Genomic DNA, 23,847 nt, shown 5'->3' with positions numbered 1-23,847 from the left:
GATCTGATTGATGTTTTACCCTATCCAGATAGTCTTAATGCATGGATACACAATGTGTATGCAGATAGTGATGAGAGATAGTACTTATTCTCATACAAGGAAAAGCTTTCTCCCTTCGGCGGCCAACTTTTGGGGGAAAACATAAAAACAGCTATATCCATTTTTAGGAGTTTTCCATGGACAAAATGTTTAAACGTACTCTTTTAGGTGCAGCGGTTGCTCTAGCTTCAATCGGTGCAGTTCACGCAGCTCAACTGACGGATAATGTTCAAATTTACGGTCAAGCAGCTGGTAACCTTTATTATGAAAATAAACGTGATAGTGCTAAAGATGATACAATTGGTGTTGAAATAGAATCTAGAATTGGTTTGCGTGGTACGCAGTCATTTAATAATTTCTCTCCTGACTTTGTATGGCAAATTGAAACTGGCAATGCAGGCAATGGCGGTGGAAATGCTGATGGAGAAGGTAGTTTTGGCGGAAGAGATACCTTCTTAGGCTTTGATTTTCACGGTGTTGGTACAATTAAAGTTGGTCGTCAATTAGTATCTATTTATGATTACGTAGACTGGCCTCACTCTAACCCTGGCTTAGGTAACGTATTTGATTGGCACAATGGTATCGGTGCTAGCTATCAAGATCGTGCTAACCATGTGGTACGCTTCGATTCTGCTGATTTAAGTGGCTTTAAATACTCAGTTTCAGTGAGCAAAATGGAAAGTTCAACCGATGATGCAGTAGTCAGTTTTGCTTTAGCTTATAACGGTGATGGTTTTGGATTGCATGGTGGTGCTTACTTAGGTAGTGAAATTACCAAGGGTGCTACCAAGTCACAAGAGGCCTATTACTTAATCGGTGGTAATTATACTTTTACTGATAAATTAAGTTTAACCGCCGCTTGGAAGCATATGACCAATGAAGTCAACGATGTGAATCGTAAACAAGATGCGTTTTCGGCAACACTCTCTTATTGGGCGACACCAGAGTGGTTATATAAAGTTGGTTATGCTGCGACAACTGACGCAAAATGGGGCAGTGTAAAACAAGCTAACGAAAGCCAAGCTATCACTGCTCGTGCTCTATACGTGTTAGATCCTTCGGCAGTATTATATTTTGATGTGCGTAATTATGACTTGCTAGGTAGTGATAAAGAACACGATCAAACCCGATTCCTTGCTGGTGTAGAGTATTACTTCTAAGCCGTATGTAATGGTATAGATTGGCGAGCTTAAATAGCTCGCCATTATTATTTTGAGGTAAAGAGTATGATAAAAAAAACTAGTTTGAGTTTATTAGTATTGATGCTTGCCTACACAGCTCAAGCTGATGTAATAGTAAATATCGATAGGGATTTACAATTGTTGGCCATTAACGGTGAAGAGTTAACCGGAAGTTTTGGTCATACGCCTCAGGTGACGTTAGGTGATGGCATCAATCAGTTGGTATTTCGAGCAGAAAAAGTGATTCATATGGGAGGAAATAAAAATAAATACAAATCGCCTGCTATAGTAGTAAAAATAGTAGCGAATAATTCTCAGTTATTAGTCCAACCCAGTATTAATATCAGAGATGAAACTATGTCAAAGGAGTTTGATCGCAATCCTGGTGTGACTGTCATTAGTCAACAAGGAAAAGTCGAGTATACTCAAGATGTACTACTAAGCCGTGGAATGGGCTTGTTTAGAGATTATGAAAAAGAACTAGTTAGGTTTAATCAATCTAATAGTGTTGCTGCTGTCAGTTTGCGTAAACAATCAGTACAAAATACGCCACACGGAACTGAAGGCTATCAATATAATGTTGAAACATCTAAGGTAGAGCAATTGAAAGTTCATTTTTCTCAGCTTAAATTGTCCGATGAAGAGAAAAAAGCGTTTCTTTCTTGGGCAGTAAGCCAATAATTAAAAATATGATGAATATCAGCCAAATTGCTAAATTAACAGGATTAAGTGTCAAATCGATTCGTTTATATGAAGAAAAAGGTTTGATCACTGTGCCATTACGATCTACAAGTGGTTACCGAACTTACACACCACAGCATATCGATGATTTGTTATTAATTGCTCGCTGTCGGCGAGTCGGTTTTAGTTTGGATGAGTGTAAAGCCATGCTCACACTGGCCAATGATCCACAGCGCACGCGCGCAGCAGTGCGTGCGCGAGCACAAGAAAAGTTGCAGGAAGTCTCGAGTAAACTGAACGAACTCACCTTGATTAAGCAGCAGCTTGAAGAGTGGATTGCATCTTGCCCCGGTGATGAAGGGCATGATTGTCCGATCATTGAAGAGTTGAAGGGGTGTTGTAAAGATGTAGACGATAAGGGCCGATAGATTCTCATCGTTTTTCTACTGTTTACTTCTTGACTTGAAGCTACAGCAGCGTTGATTACGTAGATTTACCTTAATCATACATTCATAGAGTGAGTGAGAGCTATCCTTCGCTCTCACTCAAGGCAGGAGCTTACTTTTCTAGAGGTTGATAAGGTTTAATTTTAAGCGTAATCCCATCAAGCCCGATAACCTCTACCATAGATTCAGCAGCGATATCTTGATCACTGATCGCTGACCACGTGCTATCCCCCAGTTGTAATCGAGTGACGACTTGCGCTTTTACGGGTTCAGTGAGCAGTAGTCGCCGTCCAATTAACTGTTTCTCTTTCTGATTTAGCGAGCGTTGAGCATCGTCATATCGATCCGATTTAAATTGGCGACGCCACCAGAGCCAAGTTGTTAATAGTACAAAGCTGGCAAACGCCATCCACTGCAACTGCCATCCCATGGGGATGAGCAGCATAATCAGACCAACCAAAAGAGCAGACAGACCAAGCCATAAGAAGTAGCCTGCCGTTCCTAACAGTTCAATCGCTAATAAGGCTAGCCCTAAGGCTAACCAATGCCAATAATTAAATTGAGCGAGCCATTCAATCAAGCGTTATCCCTTTTTATCTGCTGAATGTTTGAACATTTCTGCGACCCCAGCAATAGACCCCATCAAGCCCGTTGCTTCAAGTGGCAGCATAATGATTTTGCTGTTTTCTGCTTGGCCAATAGATTTTAAAGCGTCGGTATAGCCTTGAGCAATAAAATAGTTAACGGCTTGCATATCCCCTTTAGCAATGGCTTCAGAAACCATGCTAGTGGCCTTAGCTTCCGCTTCTGCGGCGCGTTCACGAGCCTCTGCTTGTAAAATTGCTGCTTGCTTATCACCTTCGGCTTTAAGGATCTCGGACTGTTTTTGGCCTTCAGCACGTAAAATTTGTGCTTGGCGAACCCCTTCCGCCTCCAAGACTTCTGCGCGTTTATTCCGCTCGGCTTTCATCTGTGCATTCATCGCAGCCGTCAGATCGGCAGGGGGTTGAACGTCTTTGATTTCAATACGAGTGATTTTTACGCCCCAAGGATTGGTCGCTTGGTCAAGGATGGTTAGTAATTTTGTGTTGATCATATCCCGTTGACTGAGCATTTCATCCAGCTCCATTGAGCCAAGCACTGTACGCATATTGGTTAATGTTAAATTACGAATGGCGTGTTCCAAATCCGTCACTTCATAAGCGGCTTTCGCAGCGTCAATGACTTGCACAAAACAGACGGCATCGATGACAACGCTGGCATTGTCTTTGCTGATCACCTCTTGCGCCGGAATATCAAGCACCCGTTCCATCATATTGATACGGCTTCCAACTTTATCAACAAATGGAACAATGATGTTTAAGCCGGGGCGGAGTGTGTGGGTGTAACGACCGAAACGTTCTACCGTCCAGTTATTACCTTGAGTGACGGTTTTTACTGCCGACATAATAAATACAATGGCGACGAAGACAAACACGCCGATTGTAATCAATGAATCAATAGCCATGACGTTCCCTTTGAGTAATAGACCTTATGACAACGCTTTACGTTGTTTAGGTACCAATAAAAAATCCAAAAATCATTGTGTATCAGAATGCCTGAATAGGCAATCATCAGCATGAAAAACTGAGGGCTAATGAGAATTTATCGTTGAATATGACAGGGGAAAAATTGAGGGGTAATACATGGGACAAAAGAGAGAAACCACATCACTAATTCAACGCTACCTTTTAGCTAAGATAGCGTTGTGAGTCAGTTGGAGATTAATAGAGCTGAGAGTAAAGTTGTCGGCGATAACGGGCGGCGATGGGATTCCCCTGACCTAATGCGCTTAAAATATCCATAAACGTTTTTTTCATTTCGCCATCTAATAGCGTTAGATCATCTTTTAGAAAGCGCCAGAGTAGTTCAAGAGCCTCTTCATCTCGTTGTACTTGATGGTACTGAGAGGCTAATTCATTAGCCATCGTCGCGTTGTTACTATTTTGCGCTAACGCCGCTTCTAATTCTTTTATGGCTGGGCTTTCTGCTGCTTGTTCATACAATTCAATTTGTGCCAATAAACGTTTGTAATCGCTTTGCTGATATTGCAACGGAATGTTATCCAACAGCGTTTTTGCTTCGGAAAAACGACGAGTAGCAATAAAACAGTCTGCTAATGCGAGTTTAACCTCACCTTGATTTTTCCATGTTTCACTGAGTTCAAGGAGTAACGGTAACGCCTGAGTATAGTCTTGCTGTTTAACGAGTTGTAATGCCGTTTGAACGGTACGCTCTTCTTGGCTAGGTAAGTGTTTATCGAGCATATCGATGATGGCACTGAGTGGTTGCGGCCCACCTAATCCATCCACCGGCTGACCATTAATAAATAATGCAATGGTTGGTAATGCCTGAATACCAAACTGAGCAGCGAGAGCTTGCTCTTGTTGACAATTTAACGTCGCTAATTGAAAGGCACCCGCGTATTGCTGAGCGAGTTGTTGCAATTCAGGAAGTAGTTGAGCACTTTCATCACTGATGGGGGCCCAAAAGTAAAACAGCACGGGTTGCTGAGCCGAGTTGGCCAATATTTCCTGAAAATTGTGTTGAGACACATCACTATGATGAATTGGGTGCATGATCATTCCTTATTGCATTGAGGCATTGTTACACAAATGGGGGATAAAAAAGCAAAACTCAAGGCTGATTGATGACTTGAAAGAGAAAGTGTTTTTCACTCACGCATAAAAAAACCACCGAAGTGGTTTTTCTGTCAAAGCAAACAAAGGTGCTAAAAAAGGATCAGCAGTGCCAAAACAATCGTGACACCGAGCCAATTCCATTGATTTAATGTCATTTGGGTCATACTCAATGCCTTCCTTGGATGATAGCAGCAGAGGGTATCAGCCTATCACCTAGGATATATTTAGAAGAATAAACCCTTCCTACTTGAAGCAGCAGTGGTGTTGGCTACGTTCGTTCACCCCAATCATAGAGTCTATCTATGCACATGGGGACTCACTCACTTGCCGCCTACCTGCAACTCCAAGTTGTTTGGGTATACTCAGTGTTTGGTGTTGTACCATGATTGATATCTTATTTCGTGATATCACCTGAGCATGATCAGTATGGCAAACCAATATGACGAATCAATGACAGCTAAGCCGCTTTGCTGAGTAATTTATCTAATACTCGCCCAGGTAAGAGTCTTTTCAAGAGTGCAAACACTTTCGTTGGTACGGTCACTCGGTAGCGAAGCTTGGGGTGTTTGGCTTCTAAAGCATGCAATATCGGCGCTAAACACGCTTCAGCAGACAGAGCAAAAGGATGGTTTGATTGTGCATTTTCCAAGCGGGCTAACTGAGTCTGATAAGCTTGGTGGTGAAGAGAATGTTCAATATTGATCCAGCGTTTAAAGGCGGTTAATGCATTAGCTCGAAACTCAGTGTTAATCGGTCCTGGTTCAAGCAAACTAATATGAATATTGCTCGCTTGGAGCTCTAAACGCAACGTATCTGTCCATCCTTCAATCGCAAATTTAGACGCATTGTAAGCGCCACGATACTTCATCGCAGCAAAGCCTAAAATGGAGCTGTTTTGAATGATTCGTCCATGCCCTTGTTGACGAAAGTGCGGAAGCAATAAGGTTGTTAATGTATGCCAGCCAAAAAAATTGGTTTCAAATTGAGCGCGTAATGCCGCAGTTGATAGGTCTTCTAGCGCGCCAGGTTGCCCATAAGCGCCATTATTGAATAGAGCGTAAAGTTGATGATTTGAAAGCTCGAGTGCTGCTTTTACTCCCTGATGAATACTCTGTTCATCGCTGAGATCCAACTGAATACAAGTAACCCCTTCTTGCTGTAAGCGCTTGACATCATCGATGTGCCGGCAAGAAGCAATGACATGATAGCCACGTTGTTTCAGCGCTAGAGCTGCCATATAGCCAATACCTGTTGAGCAACCTGTGATGAGGATCGAGCGAGTCATAATGAATCCAATTAATGGTGATGTGATAATAGCTGTTTTAACGCCGGTTCAAGTCGTGAAAAATTAAATTTAAAGCCTAACTCTGTCAATTTCTTTGGTTTCGCACGCAAGCTATCAAACAGTAATTCGCTCGCCTCACCAAGCAGCAGTTTGATCGCCCATCGTGGAGTGGTTAATAAATGAGGCTTTCGGAGGCTCGCGGCGAGAGTTTGACTAAAGACCGTATTGGTAACGGGGTGTGGAGCACACATATTGAAAGCGCCTTGAGCATGTTCGGTTTCCAACAGAAAAATGATTGCCCGTACCATATCACTAATATGGATCCATGGCATATACTGGGTACCACGGCCAATCGGCCCACCTAATCCTAGGCGATAGGGAGGGAGCATTTTCTTTAATGCACCGCCTTCAGGCGATAAGACGATTCCTGTTCGCATCAAGCAAACTCGCGTTCTGGATGATTGGGCGCGCATCGCTGTTTGTTCCCAAACGGCACAGATGTGATGAGAAAATTGTTGGCTTTGCACTTGCAAACTTTCGTCGAAGGGATGTTCGTGTTGATCGCCATAATACCCCACTGCAGAGCCACTAAGAAAAAGAGTTGGTGGAGTGGTACTCGCATGGATCAATTCAACCAACTGCTCGGTCAACTGCCAACGACTTTGGCAAATACGCTGTTTTTGTTTGTCAGTCCAGCGTTTATCGGCGATGGGTTCTCCTGCTAAATTAATTACCGCATCGAAGCGATTAAGATCATGCAATTGATTAATATCACTAATGAACGAGATCTTAGTGTTAGCGTGGGCAAGTTTGCGCTGTGCCTTAGCGATATCTCGTGTGAGGATGACGATATCGTGAGTGATTAATTGTTTGATCAGCTCACGACCAATTAAACCAGTGGCACCAGTGATAAAAATGTTCATTTTGCCTCCTTGCATGGGTAATGTATTAAGCAAACAAACGCTTAATCAGCTTATGTGTATCTCTCTTGGTGTTCAAGCTTTTCTCTTGTCTGTGGTCATTCCGTGGAGGAAGTGTCACTCTCAATACAAAGATTGACGAAGATGACGTAGGTTATGAAAAAACGTACAATAAAATTCTTTACACACTCAATAGGCCGTCACCATTGACGAGTCGACATTGACAGAGGATGTTATGTTTGTCGCTATGGACGACCGGATTTGAGAGAGGGGAGAGATAATGAAACTGTTCTTTGCTTCAGACTTACATGGTGCTTTGCCTGCAGCCGAAAAAATGTTACAGCAATTTACCCAGTCTGGAGCGAATACGCTGATTTTATTGGGTGATTTATTAAATCACGGTCCGAGAAACCCTATTCCTGAAGGGTATAACCCTCCCGCGGTAGCCGAAAAATTAAATGACTACGCTAAACAAATTATTGCGGTGCGGGGGAATTGCGATAGCGAAGTGGATCAAATGTTATTGGATTTTCCAATCATGAGTGACTTTGCGTGGGTATTATTGCCCTCAGGACAGCGATTGTTTCTTACTCATGGCCATCTCTATGATGAGCAGACTCTGCCGCCTTTATCGATAGGTGACATTGTTGTTCATGGTCATACTCATCTTGTACGAGCAGAGCGATGCGGTAATCATTTTGTATTAAACCCTGGTTCGGTGACGTTTCCCCGATCTCAGGCCGTCGCCAGTTTTGCTGTCTTAGACGGCTTTTGTTTCACTGTCTATGGCTTTGAGGGAGAAACCTTAGCATCGCTTGATCTTTCACAATAATATTTTTTCTAAGTCATGTTGAGCGCTATTCGTTAGCGGTCAATATGACCGAGATCGCGTTGTGGATCGATAATGTCTCGTACCCGTTGTTTCAATATTTTGGCTTCTGGGAAGCCATTATCCCTTTTTCGTTCCCAAATTGAGTGTTGGTTGCAAAAGATCTCAAAACGTCCACCGGTATCGGGATGTAAAGAGACCATGTCAATCTCTTCACTGAATGTCTGCAAGAGCTCTTGGCTTAGCCAAGACGCTCTCAACATCCACTGGCATTGCCGGCAATAATAAATATCAATGTTTACTTTGTTCATAGGCAACTAATGGGCAACTCATGATGTAGAAGTGGTGACTATCCATTACCAAACAGTACCGTTGAACCATGGCTCAAGCTAGTGAGTAGTAAGGTTTTCTTATTAATGATATCAATCCTTCGGCTCTGTTGAGCGTCCATCTTAAACAGTTGAGTGATTAACTGTAGTTGCTTAGGCGTAAAATCTTTACTGTAAGACGATGAGATATCTTTAAATTCCGTCGGTGATACGAGAAGGTAGTTATCACTGATGCTCCACTCCCCAGACTCAGAAATATTAATGATATTATCTGGTCGGTCGGTTGATGAAGGTTCAATAGAATATAATTTGACTCTTGAAACCCGCAGGTAAGTGCCATTTGGCAGATATTTTACGTTTGAAGAGACGTCAACGCGATGCAGAGGTCCCACTGCGTTATTGGGTTGAGTGGTTTCGATTAAAGTGATCATTCTTGATTGCCACTCACGTGACATCAACACATTGTCTAACTTCGTTTCATTCGTCCAATAGATCCAACTACTGACAACCGTTGAGATAAGCAATAAAAATGCAGAGATTTGTTTGGTCATCGTTGTTCCTTACTGGCACACTTTATCGGTGTCATCTGGGTTAGCAAAGATCCGCAAAGTAATATTTTCCCCAGAAAATTGAGGTAAGTGAATATAGTTCAGGATCAGTTGACCATTATCACCACCCGTCGCGATCACTTCTTTTAGGATCATATCATTAGAGCGCATCGAGTGATGCTTTTTGATGCACGATTTGATTAAAGGTAGCCATGTGCTCAGGTCTGGGTGATTGATGGGCGCGCTGATCACGACATCATTGACCACGGCCAGTTGACGAAATTGTGAAGAAGACGGTGAACTAAAAAACAGTACCATGATCGGTAATAAGATGGCACACACTAACATCACCAATGAGCGAAGATCCGATAAGCGTTTCGCAGAAACCGCATCTTTGGTGCTCATGAATGTATTGTTAGATTTGCCTGTGAGATCAGTATGCCTCTCTCCTGAAAAGGCGCTCTCGTCTTGGTTAGTGGCGCTATTTTCTAACGCGATCTCTGGCTCAGCAATGACCGGTTCGGGTGGAACAATTGGCTCAACGCTAGCAATAAACTGATAACCACGTTTGGGCACCGTTTTAATGAACAACGGGAGTTTTGTTGAGTCCTTAAGCATTTTTCTTAGCGTAGAAATTGCTTGAGTCAAGCTGGAATCATCGACTTCAAAGCCTTGTTCTCGCCATACATAATTATGTAAGTCATCACGAGAAATAATTTGGTTAGGATGTTGAACAAACATAGAGAGAATACGACTCTCATTGCTGCCGAGACGCGTCTCTTCTTCTCCGGTTTGATCGACCAATAAGTTTGATGTCGAGTCAAAAATAAACCGATTGGCAAGAATGAATTTGCTAGCTAAATTGCTCATTGAGTTCTTCTTTTTAATGGTTGTTACTCAAAATGGCCAAGTTCTGTCGCGCTTGGGGTTTTACTGCCCTAGTTTGGTATTATTCGATCATATTTGTCGTCAGCAACACGCTCATCATCGATGAAACAACAATCTTTTACTGTTGTTTATCACTGCGAACTCATCGTGCTAACAGTTTTGAGTGGTATCAATGACAGACTTTTTTCATTAACCTGATCGAAATTTTTAAGGGTGAAACCTAAAACCAGTAGAGGATAATCAAAAAAAATCCAAAAAACAGTGTTTTTATGTTTTTTGACCTTGAATTTACATTGCCAAGCCACATGTTAATAGCAAATCTATGTTCTTCCTACCCATTTTAGTGTGATGGATAGGGTTTGATATGATGTTACGGAGCTAAAATGAGCGAGACGACAACCAACAACAAAGAAACACGTGGTTTTCAATCTGAAGTAAAGCAATTGCTTCATTTGATGATTCATTCTTTATACTCCAACAAAGAGATCTTCCTACGCGAGTTGATTTCTAACGCCTCTGATGCGGCCGATAAACTGCGTTTCCAAGCGTTATCCAACCCTGATTGGTATCAAGGTGATGCAGAATTAGGCGTCAAACTGTCGTTTGATGCTAAAGCCAATACGTTGACCATTTCAGACAACGGTATCGGTATGAGTCGTGAAGATGTGATTGAGCATTTGGGTACTATTGCGAAATCAGGCACGGCAGAGTTCTTCTCTAAACTTTCTCAAGAGCAGTCTAAAGACTCACAATTAATCGGCCAGTTTGGTGTTGGTTTCTACTCTGCGTTTATCGTCGCTGATGCAGTGACAGTGCGGACTCGCGCAGCAGGATTGGCGGCTGATCAAGCGGTACAATGGCACTCACAAGGAGAAGGTGAGTATACGATTGAAACGATAGAGAAAGCTTCTCGTGGTACCGATATTGTTTTGCACATGCGTGACGAGGGGAAAGAGTTCTTATCTGAGTGGCGTTTACGAGAAATTATCTCTAAATACTCTGATCATATTGGCATTCCAGTTTACATTCAAACGTCGGTACGTGATGAGGAAGGGAAAGAGACGGGAGAAGTTAAGTGGGAACAAATTAACAAGGCTCAAGCCCTATGGACTCGCTCTAAGTCTGACGTCAGTGATGAGGAGTATCAAGAGTTTTACAAGCATGTCTCCCATGATTTTGCCGACCCGTTGACTTGGAGCCATAACAAAGTTGAAGGGAAAAACGATTATACCAGCTTACTGTATATTCCGGCTAAAGCACCTTGGGATATGTACAATCGTGACCACAAACATGGCTTAAAACTGTACGTACAACGTGTCTTTATCATGGATGATGCTGAGCAGTTCATGCCATCTTACCTGCGTTTTGTTCGTGGATTAATCGACTCCAACGATTTACCGCTCAACGTCTCGCGAGAAATCTTGCAAGATAATAAAGTCACTCAATCGTTACGTAACGCTTGTACTAAGCGTGTGTTGACCATGCTTGAGCGCCTTGCCACCAACGACAGTGATAAGTACCAAACGTTTTGGAAAGAGTTTGGTCTCGTGATGAAAGAGGGGCCTGCTGAGGATTTTGCTAATCGTGAAAAAATCGCGGGATTGTTGCGTTTTGCTTCAACTCATGAAGAGTCCGCACAACAAAACGTGAGCTTAGCAGCGTATGTTGAGCGAATGAAAGAAGGTCAAGAGGTGATTTACTACTTGACGGCGGATAGCTATCTGGCAGCGAAAAACAGCCCTCACTTGGAGCAATTCAAGGCCAAAGGCATTGAAGTTATTCTGATGTACGATCGAATTGATGAGTGGTTGATGAACTACTTAACCGAATTTGATGGTAAATCTTTCCAATCTATTACCAAAGCTGGTTTGGATTTGAGCAAGTTTGACGATGAAGCTGAGAAAGAGAAACACAAAGAAACGGAGCAAGAGTTTCAAACGGTAGTTGAGCGTATCAAAACTTACTTAGGTTCAAGAGTGAAAGACGTTCGTACTACCTTTAAGCTTGCTTCAACGCCTGCTGTCGTGGTGACTGATGATGGCGAAATGGGTACGCAAATGGCTAAATTATTAGCCGCTGCGGGGCAAGCCGTACCGGAAGTGAAGTATATTTTTGAGATCAACCCAGAGCATAGCATGGTCAAACGCATGGCTGATGAAGCCGATGAGCAAGCGTTTGGTCAATGGGTGGAAGTCTTATTAGGCCAAGCGATGCTGGCTGAGCGCGGAGCAATGGAAGATCCGACTCAGTATGTTAAAGCGGTCAATGAGTTATTAACTCACGCATAACCCTATTTTTTACACGATAAAATCAAACTCGCCATCGTGCGAGTTTGGTTTTTATGAGGCTGTCTACTTCAGCCAGTATTCAGGGCGATACATTTATTCTGTTCGTACTATGAAGTGGCGTGATTCTTTAGTCTTACTCTGCTCTTTTTGGTGGATTTTATGTTAGAATCACTCGCTTAAATGATTTGGCCATCTTGTGTGGTCTCATACTTTTATGACCAGTTTTTATCTTATTATACCGAAACTTACCGTCTCTCAATTCCGTTAGGCTGTGAGCTTCGGTATATACCCAAACGACTTGAAGTTGCAGGTAGGCGGCAAGTGAGTGAATCACCATGAGCATAGGCAAACGATGTGATTGGGGTAACGAACGTAGCCAACACCGCTGCAGCTTTAAGTAGAAAGGGTATAACACAATTTTCAAAAGAGGATTAAACATGCGCATCATTCTTCTCGGCGCTCCGGGTGCAGGTAAAGGCACACAGGCTCAATTCATCATGGAAAAATATGGTATTCCACAAATTTCTACTGGTGATATGCTACGTGCTGCTATCAAAGCGGGCACTGAGCTTGGTAAAAAAGCGAAATCAGTGATTGACGCTGGTCAGCTTGTTTCTGATGACATTATTCTAGGTCTGATTAAAGAGCGTATCGCTCAAGCTGATTGTGAAAAAGGTTTTTTACTGGATGGTTTTCCTCGCACAATTCCGCAAGCTGATGGTCTTAAAGCGATGGGAATAAACGTGGATTATGTGATTGAATTTGATGTTGCTGATGACGTGATTGTTGAGCGTATGGCTGGTCGTCGAGCACATCTTCCTTCTGGTCGTACTTATCATGCTATCTATAATCCACCTAAAGTCGCTGGTAAAGATGATGTTACGGGTGAAGATTTAGTAGTGCGTGATGATGATAAAGAAGAGACTGTACGTGCTCGCCTAAGTGTTTATCATGACCAAACAGCACCTTTGATCGAATACTACGGCAAAGAAGCGGCGGCTGGACATACTCAATATTTAAAATTTGATGGTACCAAGCAAGTTGCTGATGTTAGTGCTGATATTGAAAAAGCGTTGGCATAATGTCACCTATTTTTCAATTTGTTTAGGTTAACTAACGCATTGATCATAAAAGCGACCTTGACGGTCGCTTTTTTTAAACTTTTTGGTTGTTGTGACGTACTTACTATTCTCTGTGGACTGAATCAATGGAAGTTATGCAAACGAAAAAAAAACTTGGTGTATTGCTGGCTAATTTAGGCACGCCAGATGAACCGACGCCTAAAGCCGTCAAACGATTTTTAAGTCAGTTTTTACATGATCATCGTGTGGTTGATTTGACGCGTTGGATATGGTGTCCGCTGCTCCATGGTGTCATTTTACCGTTACGCTCTCCTCGAGTCGCTAAGTTGTATCAATCGGTTTGGATGGATGAAGGATCGCCGTTATTGGTTTATTCAAAGCGGCAACAAGAGAAACTTCAACAGCGCCTTGATTATCCGGTTGAACTAGGAATGACGTATGGAAACCCAAGTTTACTGAGTGGTGTGCAAGCGTTACGAGATCAAGGCGTTGAAAAAATAATAGTGTTACCGCTTTATCCACAATATTCAGCAACTACGACAGCAGCGGTGTTTGATGGTTTAGCCAAAGCAATGAAAACGCAAAGGGTTATACCGGAAATCGATTTTATTACCGATTATCATGACCATCCGTTATACATTCGTGCTTTAGCGGACAAAGTTCGCAGTTCGTGGAGTGAAAAAGGGCAAGGTGATGTATTGATTTGTTCTTATCATGGCATACCTAAACGTTATGCTGATAATGGCGATATTTACCCTCAGCACTGTCAACAAACGACCCATCTACTCGCACAAGAATTAGGTTTGAGTGATCAACAAGTCATGATGACTTACCAATCGCAGTTCGGTAAAGAAGAGTGGTTACAGCCCTACACCGATAAAACTATGCAGGCTTTACCTTCGCAGGGGATGAAAAAGATCGATATTCTTTGCCCCGCATTTTCGGTTGATTGCTTAGAAACGTTGGAAGAAATTAGCGAAGAGAATAAACATCTTTTTCTTGAGGCTGGAGGTGAAGCTTTTAACTATATTGCTTGCCTTAATGATTCTGATCTACACATTGAGATGATGGTTGATTTAATCCAGGCTCGTTATTAGGGCCGTTATCTTACTGTGATAATGTTTCCGCAGGTGGTTAACAATGCAACCAAAGCCGTGCTGTTGTTGGATCGAAAAAATCGTTAATGCTGCAGCAAATAATAAAAAAGCCAAACGGTGATGTTTGGCTTTTTTAAATGAAGGTGACCTCTACAGCAAAGAGAGGCGGTATCGATTAACCGATTTATGCTTCAACGGGAGTTAGTGTTTCAATCTCGGTAGTGCTTTGACAAATTTTGCTCAGCATTGGCGCGATTAAAAAGGTTAAGATAGTGATACCTGCTGTGACATAACCAATTTTTCCAAACACGTCACCGTAAATAGCCAGTGATTCTTGCGCTGTGGTAATGTGTTCAGGGACAGAGGTTAAGCTAGCTACCCATCCTGCTGCAACAGCTGCTGCAGCTGAGGTTAAAAACCACATACCCATAGCAAAACCCATCATACGTTGTGGGACTAGTTGTGCCACCATCGCCAAGCCAAGTCCTGATACCAATAATTCACCGATCGACTGGAATAGATAGCTCATGACTAACCAGTTTGAACTGATGATCCCTTGGGTATTCGCAAAACTTGTCGACCAAGAAAGTACCAAGAAAGAAAGCGCGCATAATCCCATGCCAATGGCAAATTTAAACGGCATCGCTAAACGCTCACCTAACTTACCGTATAACATCGCCAGTATCGGACTTGCTAGCATGATCCAGAATGGGTTAAGAGCTTGGAACTGTTCTGGTTCAACTTGGAAACCGAATAGGCTTGGGCTAACGTTATGAATAGCAAAAAAGTTTAATGAAGTCGGCATCTGGAAGTAGAGCACGAAAAAAACCACGCCTTGCAGCATAAGAGCAAAGGCGACGAGCATTTTTTTACGTTCTAAGCCAGTCATTGAAAAAGTTTCTTTAAAATAGCAACCCAGAATGGTTAAGCCGGCTATGACCAAAATCATATGAGCTAAGAACAGGTTTTGTAAGAGATAACTAGAAATAAAGCTAGCGAGTACAGAGCCTAGGATAACCACCATTAATGAACGACGATTGACGGGTTTGAGATCGGCAGGTGAACCAACTTTTTTGAGCATTTTTAAGCACATCATAAAGTTGACTACCGTGATCGCTAGGCCAATTGCACTAACACCAAATGCCATACCATATCCCGCACGTTCAGCGACTATCGGGGTGATGATCATCGAAAAGAACGAGCCAAGGTTGATGGCCATATAGTACATCGTAAAGGCACCATCGAGTCGAGGATCGTTATCGGCATAAACCTTGGAGAGCAAACTTGATGGATTGGCTTTAAATAAACCATTACCAACAGTGATGAATCCCATCGCAATATAAATCAGCGTTGGTCCTCCCCAATGGCCATCCGTTGTCGATAAACCTAATAACAGATAACCGACCATTAAGATGATTGCACCAAGCGTGATTGCACGCTTTGTACCAATAATCTTATCGCCAATCCAGCCACCAGCGGCAACAAATCCATAAACTAAAGCAGAGAATGCACCAAATAGAACAAATGAAGTTGACTCACTCATACCTAAGATTTTGACCATATATACCGTCAAAATCGCTTGCATTCCGTAGAAGCCAAATCGCTCCCAAAACTCAATTGAAAAAATCAAATAAAATGATTTAGGTTGCTTGAATATATTCAAGTCAGACATACCGCTCTTCCTGTAAGTGCCTCTCTGTTTGTCTTACCCCCCTTACAGATAGTTATGGTTAACCCTATCTGTAAGGGGGGTAGCGCAGAGATTATTAATGTAATTATTGTTATTCCCGAATAGCGACGGAAGCTTGTATGCCCTTTCTACTTGACGCTGCAGCGGTGTTGGTTACGTTCGTTCACCCAATCACATCGTTTGTCTATGCTCATGGGGATGAACTCACTTGCCGTCTATCTGCAACTCCAAGTCGTTTGGGTATAGCAACGGAAGTCACTATCGAACCTCAGTTGTTGACGTTAAACATCCAGTCGTTTGGGTTATAAATTTAGTAATAATTTGTTTCGTTGACCGATACGTATACCGTTAAGTGTATAGTGCTGCAAGATACGAAATGAAAACAAAGAAATCGCTAAAAATCTAATGTTTTGAAAAATAAAATATTTCTAATTTTTTTAACTCTTGATATTGAGTGAAAACTAAGTTTTCATATTTGGTTACATTTTGGGCGTGGATGGATTGTGGGAGTAATTATTGCTGTTGTTTGTTGTTAAGCCGCGCTGAGTAAACGATTATCTGCATAAAGTGACGGGATGGCATCTAATCAATACCAGCTTCGAGCCCTATTAATGATCGGAGGGTTTATCCTCTTCCCACTTCAAGTAGTTTAGGTATACTTTCGCTATTGCCCGATACATAAGTGGCGTAAATAAAAGCATAATAAGAAGGTTGGCTAAGATTATGAAAGGTTGGTATCTGCTTTATTGTAAGCGAGGTGAACAAGCAAGGGCAAAGAGCCATCTTGAAAATCAAGGGGTTGAATGTTTTTATCCGCAAATGGAAGTTGAGAAAATTCTTCGTGGTAAAAGAAAAAAAGTACAAGAGCCCGTTTTCCCGTCTTATATTTTCGTGTGTTTTGATTATAAGCAAGGACCAACGTTTACGACGGTCCGTTCAACACGTGGCGTTGTCGATTTTGTTCGTTTTGGCCCTGAACCTAAAGAATTATCGGAAGCATTAGTCACTGAGCTAAAAAAACTGGAATATCTACCCGATCACGAGCAACTGGGGTTACCTGCGGTAGGACAAGAGATAGAAGTCAAAGGCGGTCAGTTTTGTGGTATTCGGGCTTTATATCAAGAACCTGATGGTGACGCGCGTTCTATGATGTTGGTGCAGATGATCAATCAGCCGGTGGTGATCAGTATTGATAATAAAGATTTGGATCTTAAGCATTGCTTAGACAATTGAGCTGCGTCGTCGAGAACGTTGGATGATTAAGTAGAAAAACTCAAGGCGCCATAGAGGCGCCTTGATTATTTATATCGAACGTTATTAATAAGCTTCATTATGTACGGCTTTCACGGCTCGACCTGAAGGGTCAATGCAGTTTTTGAAAGACTCATCCCATTCTACAGCTTTGGCGGATGAGCAGGCGACGGATGGGCCACCAGGTACGCAGCGTGCAGCAGACTCCAATGGGAACAGCTCTTCAAAGATTTCTCGATACACATAGCCTTCTTTGGTTGTTGGTGTATTGTACGGGAAACGGAATTTAGCCGTTGCCATCTGTTGATCGCTGATTTTCGCTTCTGCGGTTGATTTCAGGGTGTCTATCCAGTTATAGCCGACGCCATCGGAAAATTGCTCTTTTTGACGCCAAGCAATGGAATCCGGTAAATAGTCTTGAAAGCATTCGCGTAAGATGTGTTTTTCCATCTTACCATTACCACACATTTTGTCGGCGGGGTTGAGACGCATCGCGACATCAATAAACTCTTTATCCAAGAACGGTACTCGTCCTTCAACGCCCCACGCCGCGAGTGATTTATTCGCTCGAGCACAATCAAATAGGTTTAATGCGAGCAGCTTACGGACGGTTTCTTCATGAAACTCTTGCGCATTCGGCGCTTTATGAAAGTAAAGATACCCGCCAAATATTTCGTCAGCGCCTTCACCCGATAGGACCATTTTTATGCCCATCGCTTTAATTTTTCGTCCGAGTAAAAACATCGGTGTTGAAGCGCGAATGGTCGTCACATCATAAGTTTCGATGTGATAAATCACATCGCGAATGGCATCCAGCCCTTCTTGAATGGTATAGGTCATTTCATGATGTATTGTGCCGATTTTTTCAGCCACTTCACGAGCGGCTTTTAAATCAGGTGCGCCTTCTAGACCAATGGCAAACGAGTGCAGTTGAGGCCACCACGCAGCCGATTGTTCATCATCTTCAATGCGCATCGCGGCGTAACGTTTGGCAATGGCTGAGGTGATAGAAGAATCTAACCCGCCAGATAATAATACGCCATAAGGTACATCGGTCATTAACTGGCGTTTGACCGCCGCTTCTAACGCTTCCGTGAGTTCTTCTTTACTCGATAAGTTATCTTTTACAGCATCATATTCAGTCCAATCGCGTAGGTAATAGCGGTAAGGTTCTGGATCGGTTGAACTAAAGTAACTGCCAGGGGGGAATTCACTGATCGATTTACAAACGGGTACCAATGCTTTCATTTCTGAGGCGACATAGTAGTTGCCATGCTCATCGTGACCTTGATAGAGCGGGATGATGCCAATATGGTCGCGGCCAATTAGGAATTGATCTTTTTCTTGGTCATAAAGAGCAAAAGCAAAGATACCATTGAGCTCTTCGAGTAACTCGGCGCCTTTATCTTGGTAGAGGGCCAAAATAACTTCACAATCGGAATCGGTTTGAAAGTCGTATGTATCTTGATAGCGGGCACGAATTTCTTTGTGGTTATAAATTTCACCATTAACGGCCAAGATAAGTTTTTTATCAGGGCTGTAGAGCGGTTGAGCACCGCTGTTGAGACCGACAATCGCTAAGCGCTCATGGGCAAGAATAGCGCGCTCAGAGGTGTAAATACCAGACCAGTCGGGACCACGATGACGTAGTTTTTTAGACATTTCTAAGGCAATTGTCCGTAATGCACTGGCGTCGCTTTTGATGTCTAAGATACCAAAGATAGAACACATACCGCTTCCTTAATTAGATGATGTTTAATCAGATGACTTTAATCTGCCATTTTGGTTAAAAAAGGCAACACTTCTTTGTTTAAATAATTAATCATTGCTTGTTATAGTGAATTTTATCTAATTTAAATTGCTTTTCAGTGAATGAGTTCTAATCCGCGTCTAATAAATCAGCAATTAAGATGTGAGAAAGGATAACTAGAAAGGCGATATCCCCAATCGTGTTAATGGCAACGTTCATGGGGAGAGAAAGGGAATCGCTGATCTGACTGGATTAATGTGGCGAGTTGAGCACAACAACGAGGCTCAATAGACCTTAGTCTTCGAGCAATTTCTGGAGCAAAACGCCATTAAGCATGGCTCGTTTAATCATAGCAAAAGCCCCAATCGTGGGTCGCTTGTCGATCGTTGATGCCACAATAGGTAACTGACGATGAAAAGCCTGTAACGACTGATTTTCAACATTGCGTAGAATAGCCGGAAAAATAACCTCTTGCGCCGCAGTAATATCACCCGCGATGATGACTTTCTGAGGGTTAAATAAGTTAATCGTCATGGCTATTGCTTTACCAAGTTGATTACCGACTTGCACTAGGGCTTGCTTCGCTAGCTCATCATCTTGCAAAGCGTGTTGACAGATATCGTCAATGGTTACTTTAGGCAGATCAGACAAACTTGATTTGTAACCTTGAGCAAGCCGTTTCTTGACACGAGCGACGATGGCTGGATTGCTGGCGACGGTTTCTAAGCAACCGAAATTTCCACATTGACACTGCTCACCAAGAGGATCGATTTGAATATGACCGATTTCGCCAACGTTGCGGTTAGTTCCTAGAAAAACGTGTCCATTGACAATGATTCCAGCTCCTGTTCCACGATGCACGCTGACTAAAATAGAATCTTGGCAGTCTTGGCTCGCGCCAAAGTAGTGTTCTGCCAGCGCCATGCCACGCACATCATTACCGACAAAACACTCGACATGAAAGTGGTCTCGAATAATATCGCCAAGCCCAAGCGCATCAATTTCAATATTGGGCATATATTCAACAACCCCAAGCTCAGGGTTAACGAGACCGGGTAAGGCAATACCAATCGCAATTAATTGTTTAATATTACTTTGTTGTTGAGCAAGAAAGGCTTTTAAATGATGAATTAACCCTTCGATTAGCTGAGGTTGATGAGCGTAATGAAACTCATAGGAAGAGCAAGCCAGTTCTTGGCCTCCCAAATTATACAGGCCCAACTGAATATAATCGCGACCTAATCTGACGGCGATAGAATGAAATGGTTCGACTTCCGTAGTTAAAGAGATCGCACGTCGTCCACCGGTCGAGGCTTGCTGTGCGACTTCTTTAATCAACCCTCTTTCTAGGAGTTGGCGGGTTATTTTTGTCACACTTGCTGGTGCAAGTTGACTGACATCGGCAACTTGGATGCGCGAAATTGGCCCCTGTTGGTCGATTAAGCGATAAACAGCTGCGCTATTGAGCTGCTTAACGAGATCTACATTACCTATTTGTCCGCCATTCATGATTACTTTTGCTCGTATTGTCCATTCACTACTGTCGCTTTTACATTGAAGTCGCGGTCAAAAATGGTCAGGTTAGCAATATAGCCTGGTTTAATGCGACCTAACGTCTTATCAACACCGATGGCTTTCGCTGGGTATAAGCTGGCCATTCGCAATGCTTCATCTAAAGCGATTCCGACATGCTCAACCGTATTTTGGACTGCTTCAATCATCGTTAAGGCTGAGCCGCCAAGTGTACCGTGTTCATCAACACACTTGCCGTCTCGGTAATATACTTTCTTACCGACAAAAATAAAGTAATCCATTTCAGCGCCTGCAGGAGCTGTGGCATCGGTCACTAATACGAGCTTATCGCCTTTTATTTTGTGAGCAATACGGATGTTAGCGTAATCAACATGAAAACCATCAGCGATGACTCCCGTATAGACTTCGGGTGTGTCATAAATGGCACCAACAACGCCGGGTTCACGACCAGCCATCGGTGTCATTGCATTGAAAAGATGGGTTGCGAAAGAGATTCCTGCAGCAAAGCTTTTACGAGCTTCTGCATAAGTGGCATTGCTGTGGCCGATAGAAACAATAATGCCCGCGTCAACGAGTTGCTCAATATGTCGTAAGTCATTATTTTCTGGTGCTAAGGTGACTTTAGTTACGACATCGTTATTTTGACAAATGAAGTCAATCATCGCTTGATCTGACTGACGAATGAAATCAACACTATGAATGCCTTTTTTCATTACATTCAAGTAAGGCCCTTCTAAATGCAGACCGAGAGATTGATGTGGGTATTTTTTTTGGTACTCACGTTGTGCGCTGATGGCTTGTTGAATATCGTTATCTGACGAAGTAATCAATGTCGGGAGAAAACTAGTACAACCGGATTTTAAGTTCGCCTGATGCATCACTTGGATAGTATCTGCTGAGATTTGATCATTAAACATCAAGCCACCACAGCCATTGAGTTGCAAATCAATAAATCCAGGACAGAGATTGGCACCATTGAGATCAACATGATTGATCGCCGATGGAAGTTGATTTATCGGACAGATAGCTTGAATGAGGTCGTTATCTACGATAACGGCATGATCAGTTAACTTATCACTACCAGTGTAGATTTTGCAGTTTGTGAGCGCATACATAATCAGTTAATCCTTATCTATCGGGGGAGCTTCATTGTGTTGATATCCTTGCGACTTGAAGTCTGCGTACTGTTACTCAAAACGATGAGAGCCATGGTGATTTAGCAGGAGGTTATCGAGGCCAGCCGATAAGTAAATATAGTGGTATGGCCTACTTTTTCTCCCAGTAAGTCGGGCATCTCAACTTCAATTAGTTCGCGAAATATCTATCAATCGTGTGCTTACCAAAATCGTAAGCAAAAATAAGTTTTTGAACACCTTGTTATATAAAGAAATCATCGCTGAATAGGTTATCGATTTAGTCAATAATCTATCTTTGACTGGTGCTTTATAAGCTATCTTCTTGGTTAAGGATAGCGGCAAAGGTTTGTTTTTTTATATGGTAAAATAAGTTTTATGATCCTGCTAGCAAAATTGCTCAATTTCGCTGCTTTCTGGTGATTATGATCACAATTGATAAGGTTTTAATTTGCGGAGCAAAATTAATGGCATAAACTGACAGTGACTAAATTGGGCGATCAAAATAAGTAGCTCAACATATACAAAAATCCTATAGGGGGAACTTAAGGTGAATATTCTTGGATATTTTCAAAAAGTAGGTAAGGCCCTGATGGTGCCTGTCGCGACATTACCTGCGGCAGCCATTTTGATGGGGGTTGGCTACTGGATTGACCCAACGGGTTGGGGTGCAAACTCCGCCTTAGCGGCATTCCTAATTAAAGCGGGTGCAGCGATTATTGACAATATGTCAGTACTGTTTGCAATTGGTGTCGCATTCGGGATGTCAAAAGATAAAGATGGCTCTGCAGCCTTGGCGGGCTTCGTTGGCTTTTTGGTCGTGACAACCCTGTTGTCGCCTGGATCGGTAGCACAGATTCAAGGTATTGATTTAGCCGTTGTTCCTGCAGCTTTTGGAAAAATTAATAACCAATTTGTCGGCATTCTGGTCGGGATTATTTCGGCAGAAATTTATAATCGCTATTCAACGGTTGAGTTACATAAAGCGCTCGCCTTTTTCTCTGGTAAGCGTTTAGTACCCATTTTAACCTCATTTGCCGGTATTCTTATCGCCTTCGTACTAATGTACGTTTGGCCTGCCGTTTATGGTGGTTTGGTTTCTTTTGGCGAATCTATCCAAGGTTTAGGTGCGACGGGTGCGGGTATCTACGCATTCTTCAACCGTCTATTGATCCCTGTGGGTTTACACCATGCTCTTAACTCTGTGTTTTGGTTTGATGTTGCAGGTATTAATGATATTCCGAACTTCCTTGGTGGTGCAAAATCGATTGCTGAAGGCGTGGCTATTCCTGGAGTGACAGGGATGTATCAAGCGGGTTTCTTCCCGATCATGATGTTCGGTTTACCCGGTGCAGCGCTGGCTATTTATCATACTTCTACGGCTAAGAATAAAGAAAAAGTAGCAGGGATTATGATTGCGGCAGGTTTTGCTTCCTTCTTTACTGGGGTGACAGAGCCGCTAGAGTTCTCGTTCATGTTCCTTGCTCCTCTACTGTATCTCCTGCACGCGGTACTCACTGGTTTGTCGGTATTTATTGCTGCTTCAATGCAGTGGATCGCTGGCTTTGGTTTCTCCGCTGGTTTGGTCGATATGGTATTATCTTCACGTAACCCGCTAGCCGTACAGTGGTACATGCTGATAGTTCAAGGTTTAGTATTCTTTGTTATCTACTATGTGGTTTTCCGTACCGTAATTTTGAAGTTTGGTTTAAAAACTCCAGGTCGTGAAGATGATGACGAAGCGGTGAGCTCGGTTAAAGGTTCACAAGAGTCTTCTGAATTAGCAAAACAGTACTTAGAAGTGCTTGGTGGCCATGAAAACTTATCGAATATTGATGCTTGTATTACTCGTTTACGTTTAACCGTAAAAGATATGTCAATCATCGATGAGAAACAGTTAAAAGCACTAGGTGCAATGGGCGTGGTTAAATTAGGTACCAATAATTTACAAGTGATTCTTGGTCCTTTAGCGGAAATCATTGCTGGTGAAATGAAATCGATAGATTCCAAATCACAACAATAATCTCTCAATCGCAGAGCGAGCTGAACACTACGGTGAGCGGCCTTGATGACTGGTGATTATTCTGAAGCCTTCACATTAGTGAAGGCTTTTGTTTTGCTTGCGAAAAGATCCTGATTGACATCGTTAGGGTATAAAACGATAGATTAGGTCACTTATACCGCCAGTTCTGGTAA

The 23,847-nt window shown here is 42.6% G+C and carries 22 protein-coding genes; 10 read left to right on the top strand and 12 right to left on the bottom strand.

The window, feature by feature from the left end; all coding sequences use genetic code 11:
* Positions 1-176: 176 nt before the first annotated feature.
* From CAG58_RS11610 to cueR, 3 genes are all read left to right on the top strand, one after another.
* Positions 177-1,199 carry a porin gene (locus CAG58_RS11610; RefSeq protein WP_158144119.1) on the top strand — a complete coding sequence of 341 codons (1,023 nt, stop codon included), beginning with the start codon at positions 177-179 and terminating at the stop codon, positions 1,197-1,199.
* A 66-nt stretch (positions 1,200-1,265) separates the two neighbouring features.
* On the top strand, positions 1,266-1,901 hold the full coding sequence (locus tag CAG58_RS11605) for a YccT family protein (protein ID WP_161425170.1): 636 nt from the start codon (positions 1,266-1,268) through the stop codon (positions 1,899-1,901).
* A gap of 11 nt (positions 1,902-1,912) precedes the next feature.
* Positions 1,913-2,329: a Cu(I)-responsive transcriptional regulator gene (gene cueR, locus CAG58_RS11600; protein ID WP_161425172.1), complete on the top strand. Its 417-nt coding sequence runs from the start codon at positions 1,913-1,915 to the stop codon at positions 2,327-2,329.
* Positions 2,330-2,459: 130 nt separating this feature from the next.
* On the opposite strand, the gene CAG58_RS11595 is transcribed toward cueR, so the two are convergent.
* The 5 genes from CAG58_RS11595 to CAG58_RS11575 all read right to left on the bottom strand — a co-directional run bounded on the left by CAG58_RS11595 (position 2,460) and on the right by CAG58_RS11575 (position 7,236).
* On the bottom strand, positions 2,460-2,927 hold the full coding sequence (locus CAG58_RS11595; RefSeq protein WP_161425169.1) for an NfeD family protein: 468 nt from the start codon (positions 2,925-2,927) through the stop codon (positions 2,460-2,462).
* A gap of 3 nt (positions 2,928-2,930) precedes the next feature.
* Positions 2,931-3,854, bottom strand: coding sequence for an SPFH domain-containing protein (locus CAG58_RS11590; RefSeq protein WP_004395700.1), 924 nt, complete (start codon positions 3,852-3,854; stop codon positions 2,931-2,933).
* A gap of 256 nt (positions 3,855-4,110) precedes the next feature.
* Entirely contained in the window at positions 4,111-4,965 is an 855-nt protein-coding gene (locus tag CAG58_RS11585; RefSeq protein WP_154168728.1) for a co-chaperone YbbN, read from the bottom strand.
* A 520-nt stretch (positions 4,966-5,485) separates the two neighbouring features.
* Positions 5,486-6,313 carry an SDR family oxidoreductase gene (locus tag CAG58_RS11580; RefSeq protein ID WP_161425168.1) on the bottom strand — a complete coding sequence of 276 codons (828 nt, stop codon included), beginning with the start codon at positions 6,311-6,313 and terminating at the stop codon, positions 5,486-5,488.
* Positions 6,314-6,324: 11 nt separating this feature from the next.
* A complete protein-coding gene (locus tag CAG58_RS11575; protein ID WP_161425167.1) occupies positions 6,325-7,236 on the bottom strand; it encodes a TIGR01777 family oxidoreductase in 912 nt (303 codons plus the stop codon).
* A gap of 277 nt (positions 7,237-7,513) precedes the next feature.
* On the opposite strand from CAG58_RS11575, the gene yfcE reads away from it, so the two are divergent.
* A complete protein-coding gene (gene yfcE, locus CAG58_RS11570; protein ID WP_154168722.1) occupies positions 7,514-8,065 on the top strand; it encodes a phosphodiesterase in 552 nt (183 codons plus the stop codon).
* A 32-nt stretch (positions 8,066-8,097) separates the two neighbouring features.
* Here yfcE and CAG58_RS11565 read toward each other — a convergent pair whose 3' ends face one another.
* From CAG58_RS11565 to CAG58_RS11555, 3 genes are read right to left on the bottom strand one after another with little or no spacing between them, the layout of a single operon-like run.
* Entirely contained in the window at positions 8,098-8,373 is a 276-nt protein-coding gene (locus CAG58_RS11565) for a SelT/SelW/SelH family protein (RefSeq protein WP_154168720.1), read from the bottom strand.
* A gap of 38 nt (positions 8,374-8,411) precedes the next feature.
* The gene (locus CAG58_RS11560; RefSeq protein WP_158144112.1) at positions 8,412-8,942 is read right to left on the bottom strand and encodes a regulatory protein ToxS; all 531 of its coding nucleotides are present in this window, start codon (positions 8,940-8,942) and stop codon (positions 8,412-8,414) included.
* A 9-nt stretch (positions 8,943-8,951) separates the two neighbouring features.
* Positions 8,952-9,809 carry a winged helix-turn-helix domain-containing protein gene (locus CAG58_RS11555; RefSeq protein WP_161425166.1) on the bottom strand — a complete coding sequence of 286 codons (858 nt, stop codon included), beginning with the start codon at positions 9,807-9,809 and terminating at the stop codon, positions 8,952-8,954.
* A 401-nt stretch (positions 9,810-10,210) separates the two neighbouring features.
* On the opposite strand from CAG58_RS11555, the gene htpG reads away from it, so the two are divergent.
* The 3 genes from htpG to hemH all read left to right on the top strand — a co-directional run bounded on the left by htpG (position 10,211) and on the right by hemH (position 14,294).
* Positions 10,211-12,115, top strand: a complete 1,905-nt coding sequence (htpG, locus tag CAG58_RS11550; RefSeq protein WP_161425165.1) for a molecular chaperone HtpG — start codon at positions 10,211-10,213, stop codon at positions 12,113-12,115.
* 437 nt (positions 12,116-12,552) lie between these two features.
* Entirely contained in the window at positions 12,553-13,197 is a 645-nt protein-coding gene (adk, locus tag CAG58_RS11545; protein WP_161426050.1) for an adenylate kinase, read from the top strand.
* 134 nt (positions 13,198-13,331) lie between these two features.
* Positions 13,332-14,294 (top strand): ferrochelatase, encoded by a 963-nt coding sequence (gene hemH, locus CAG58_RS11540; protein WP_161426049.1) that lies wholly within the window; start codon positions 13,332-13,334, stop codon positions 14,292-14,294.
* Positions 14,295-14,478: 184 nt separating this feature from the next.
* Here hemH and dtpA read toward each other — a convergent pair whose 3' ends face one another.
* Positions 14,479-15,966, bottom strand: coding sequence for a dipeptide/tripeptide permease DtpA (gene dtpA, locus CAG58_RS11535; protein WP_161426048.1), 1,488 nt, complete (start codon positions 15,964-15,966; stop codon positions 14,479-14,481).
* Positions 15,967-16,103: 137 nt separating this feature from the next.
* Here dtpA and CAG58_RS11530 point away from each other — a divergent pair, with 137 nt between their 5' ends.
* Complete coding sequence (locus CAG58_RS11530) at positions 16,104-16,292, top strand: hypothetical protein (RefSeq protein WP_161429608.1); 189 nt, start codon at positions 16,104-16,106, stop codon at positions 16,290-16,292.
* Positions 16,293-16,707: 415 nt separating this feature from the next.
* The gene (gene rfaH, locus CAG58_RS11525) at positions 16,708-17,217 is read left to right on the top strand and encodes a transcription/translation regulatory transformer protein RfaH (RefSeq protein WP_154168708.1); all 510 of its coding nucleotides are present in this window, start codon (positions 16,708-16,710) and stop codon (positions 17,215-17,217) included.
* A gap of 84 nt (positions 17,218-17,301) precedes the next feature.
* Here rfaH and asnB read toward each other — a convergent pair whose 3' ends face one another.
* The 3 genes from asnB to nagA form a co-directional block, all read right to left on the bottom strand.
* Positions 17,302-18,966, bottom strand: coding sequence for an asparagine synthase B (asnB, locus tag CAG58_RS11520; RefSeq protein WP_154168705.1), 1,665 nt, complete (start codon positions 18,964-18,966; stop codon positions 17,302-17,304).
* A 313-nt stretch (positions 18,967-19,279) separates the two neighbouring features.
* On the bottom strand, positions 19,280-20,494 hold the full coding sequence (gene nagC, locus CAG58_RS11515; protein ID WP_154168703.1) for a DNA-binding transcriptional regulator NagC: 1,215 nt from the start codon (positions 20,492-20,494) through the stop codon (positions 19,280-19,282).
* Positions 20,495-20,496: 2 nt separating this feature from the next.
* Positions 20,497-21,633, bottom strand: a complete 1,137-nt coding sequence (gene nagA, locus CAG58_RS11510; protein WP_161426666.1) for an N-acetylglucosamine-6-phosphate deacetylase — start codon at positions 21,631-21,633, stop codon at positions 20,497-20,499.
* Positions 21,634-22,201: 568 nt separating this feature from the next.
* Between nagA and nagE the strand changes: the two genes are divergently transcribed.
* Positions 22,202-23,674, top strand: coding sequence for an N-acetylglucosamine-specific PTS transporter subunit IIBC (nagE, locus tag CAG58_RS11505; protein ID WP_161426667.1), 1,473 nt, complete (start codon positions 22,202-22,204; stop codon positions 23,672-23,674).
* Positions 23,675-23,847: the final 173 nt, after the last annotated feature.

It is taken from the genome of Vibrio sp. V31_P5A7T61 (assembly GCF_009904895.1).
GTDB lineage: Bacteria > Pseudomonadota > Gammaproteobacteria > Enterobacterales > Vibrionaceae > Vibrio > Vibrio metschnikovii.
Note: the sequence above shows the minus strand (reverse complement) of the source record. Positions and strands in the feature narration are given on the sequence as shown.

Bases quoted from the DNA above. Each gene is read 5' to 3' on its own strand.
- yfcE (WP_154168722.1), top strand. From the start codon at position 7,514: ATGAAACTGTTCTTTGCTTCAGACTTACATGGTGCTTTGCCTGCAGCC.
- CAG58_RS11580 (WP_161425168.1), bottom strand. From the start codon at position 6,313: ATGACTCGCTCGATCCTCATCACAGGTTGCTCAACAGGTATTGGCTAT.
- rfaH (WP_154168708.1), top strand. From the start codon at position 16,708: ATGAAAGGTTGGTATCTGCTTTATTGTAAGCGAGGTGAACAAGCAAGG.
- hemH (WP_161426049.1), top strand. From the start codon at position 13,332: ATGCAAACGAAAAAAAAACTTGGTGTATTGCTGGCTAATTTAGGCACG.
- CAG58_RS11590 (WP_004395700.1), bottom strand. From the start codon at position 3,854: ATGGCTATTGATTCATTGATTACAATCGGCGTGTTTGTCTTCGTCGCC.
- CAG58_RS11555 (WP_161425166.1), bottom strand. From the start codon at position 9,809: ATGAGCAATTTAGCTAGCAAATTCATTCTTGCCAATCGGTTTATTTTT.
- CAG58_RS11610 (WP_158144119.1), top strand. From the start codon at position 177: ATGGACAAAATGTTTAAACGTACTCTTTTAGGTGCAGCGGTTGCTCTA.
- adk (WP_161426050.1), top strand. From the start codon at position 12,553: ATGCGCATCATTCTTCTCGGCGCTCCGGGTGCAGGTAAAGGCACACAG.
- CAG58_RS11575 (WP_161425167.1), bottom strand. From the start codon at position 7,236: ATGAACATTTTTATCACTGGTGCCACTGGTTTAATTGGTCGTGAGCTG.
- nagC (WP_154168703.1), bottom strand. From the start codon at position 20,494: ATGAATGGCGGACAAATAGGTAATGTAGATCTCGTTAAGCAGCTCAAT.
- htpG (WP_161425165.1), top strand. From the start codon at position 10,211: ATGAGCGAGACGACAACCAACAACAAAGAAACACGTGGTTTTCAATCT.
- CAG58_RS11565 (WP_154168720.1), bottom strand. From the start codon at position 8,373: ATGAACAAAGTAAACATTGATATTTATTATTGCCGGCAATGCCAGTGG.
- asnB (WP_154168705.1), bottom strand. From the start codon at position 18,966: ATGTGTTCTATCTTTGGTATCTTAGACATCAAAAGCGACGCCAGTGCA.
- CAG58_RS11585 (WP_154168728.1), bottom strand. From the start codon at position 4,965: ATGCACCCAATTCATCATAGTGATGTGTCTCAACACAATTTTCAGGAA.
- dtpA (WP_161426048.1), bottom strand. From the start codon at position 15,966: ATGTCTGACTTGAATATATTCAAGCAACCTAAATCATTTTATTTGATT.
- CAG58_RS11605 (WP_161425170.1), top strand. From the start codon at position 1,266: ATGATAAAAAAAACTAGTTTGAGTTTATTAGTATTGATGCTTGCCTAC.
- nagA (WP_161426666.1), bottom strand. From the start codon at position 21,633: ATGTATGCGCTCACAAACTGCAAAATCTACACTGGTAGTGATAAGTTA.
- CAG58_RS11560 (WP_158144112.1), bottom strand. From the start codon at position 8,942: ATGACCAAACAAATCTCTGCATTTTTATTGCTTATCTCAACGGTTGTC.
- CAG58_RS11530 (WP_161429608.1), top strand. From the start codon at position 16,104: ATGCCCTTTCTACTTGACGCTGCAGCGGTGTTGGTTACGTTCGTTCAC.
- cueR (WP_161425172.1), top strand. From the start codon at position 1,913: ATGAATATCAGCCAAATTGCTAAATTAACAGGATTAAGTGTCAAATCG.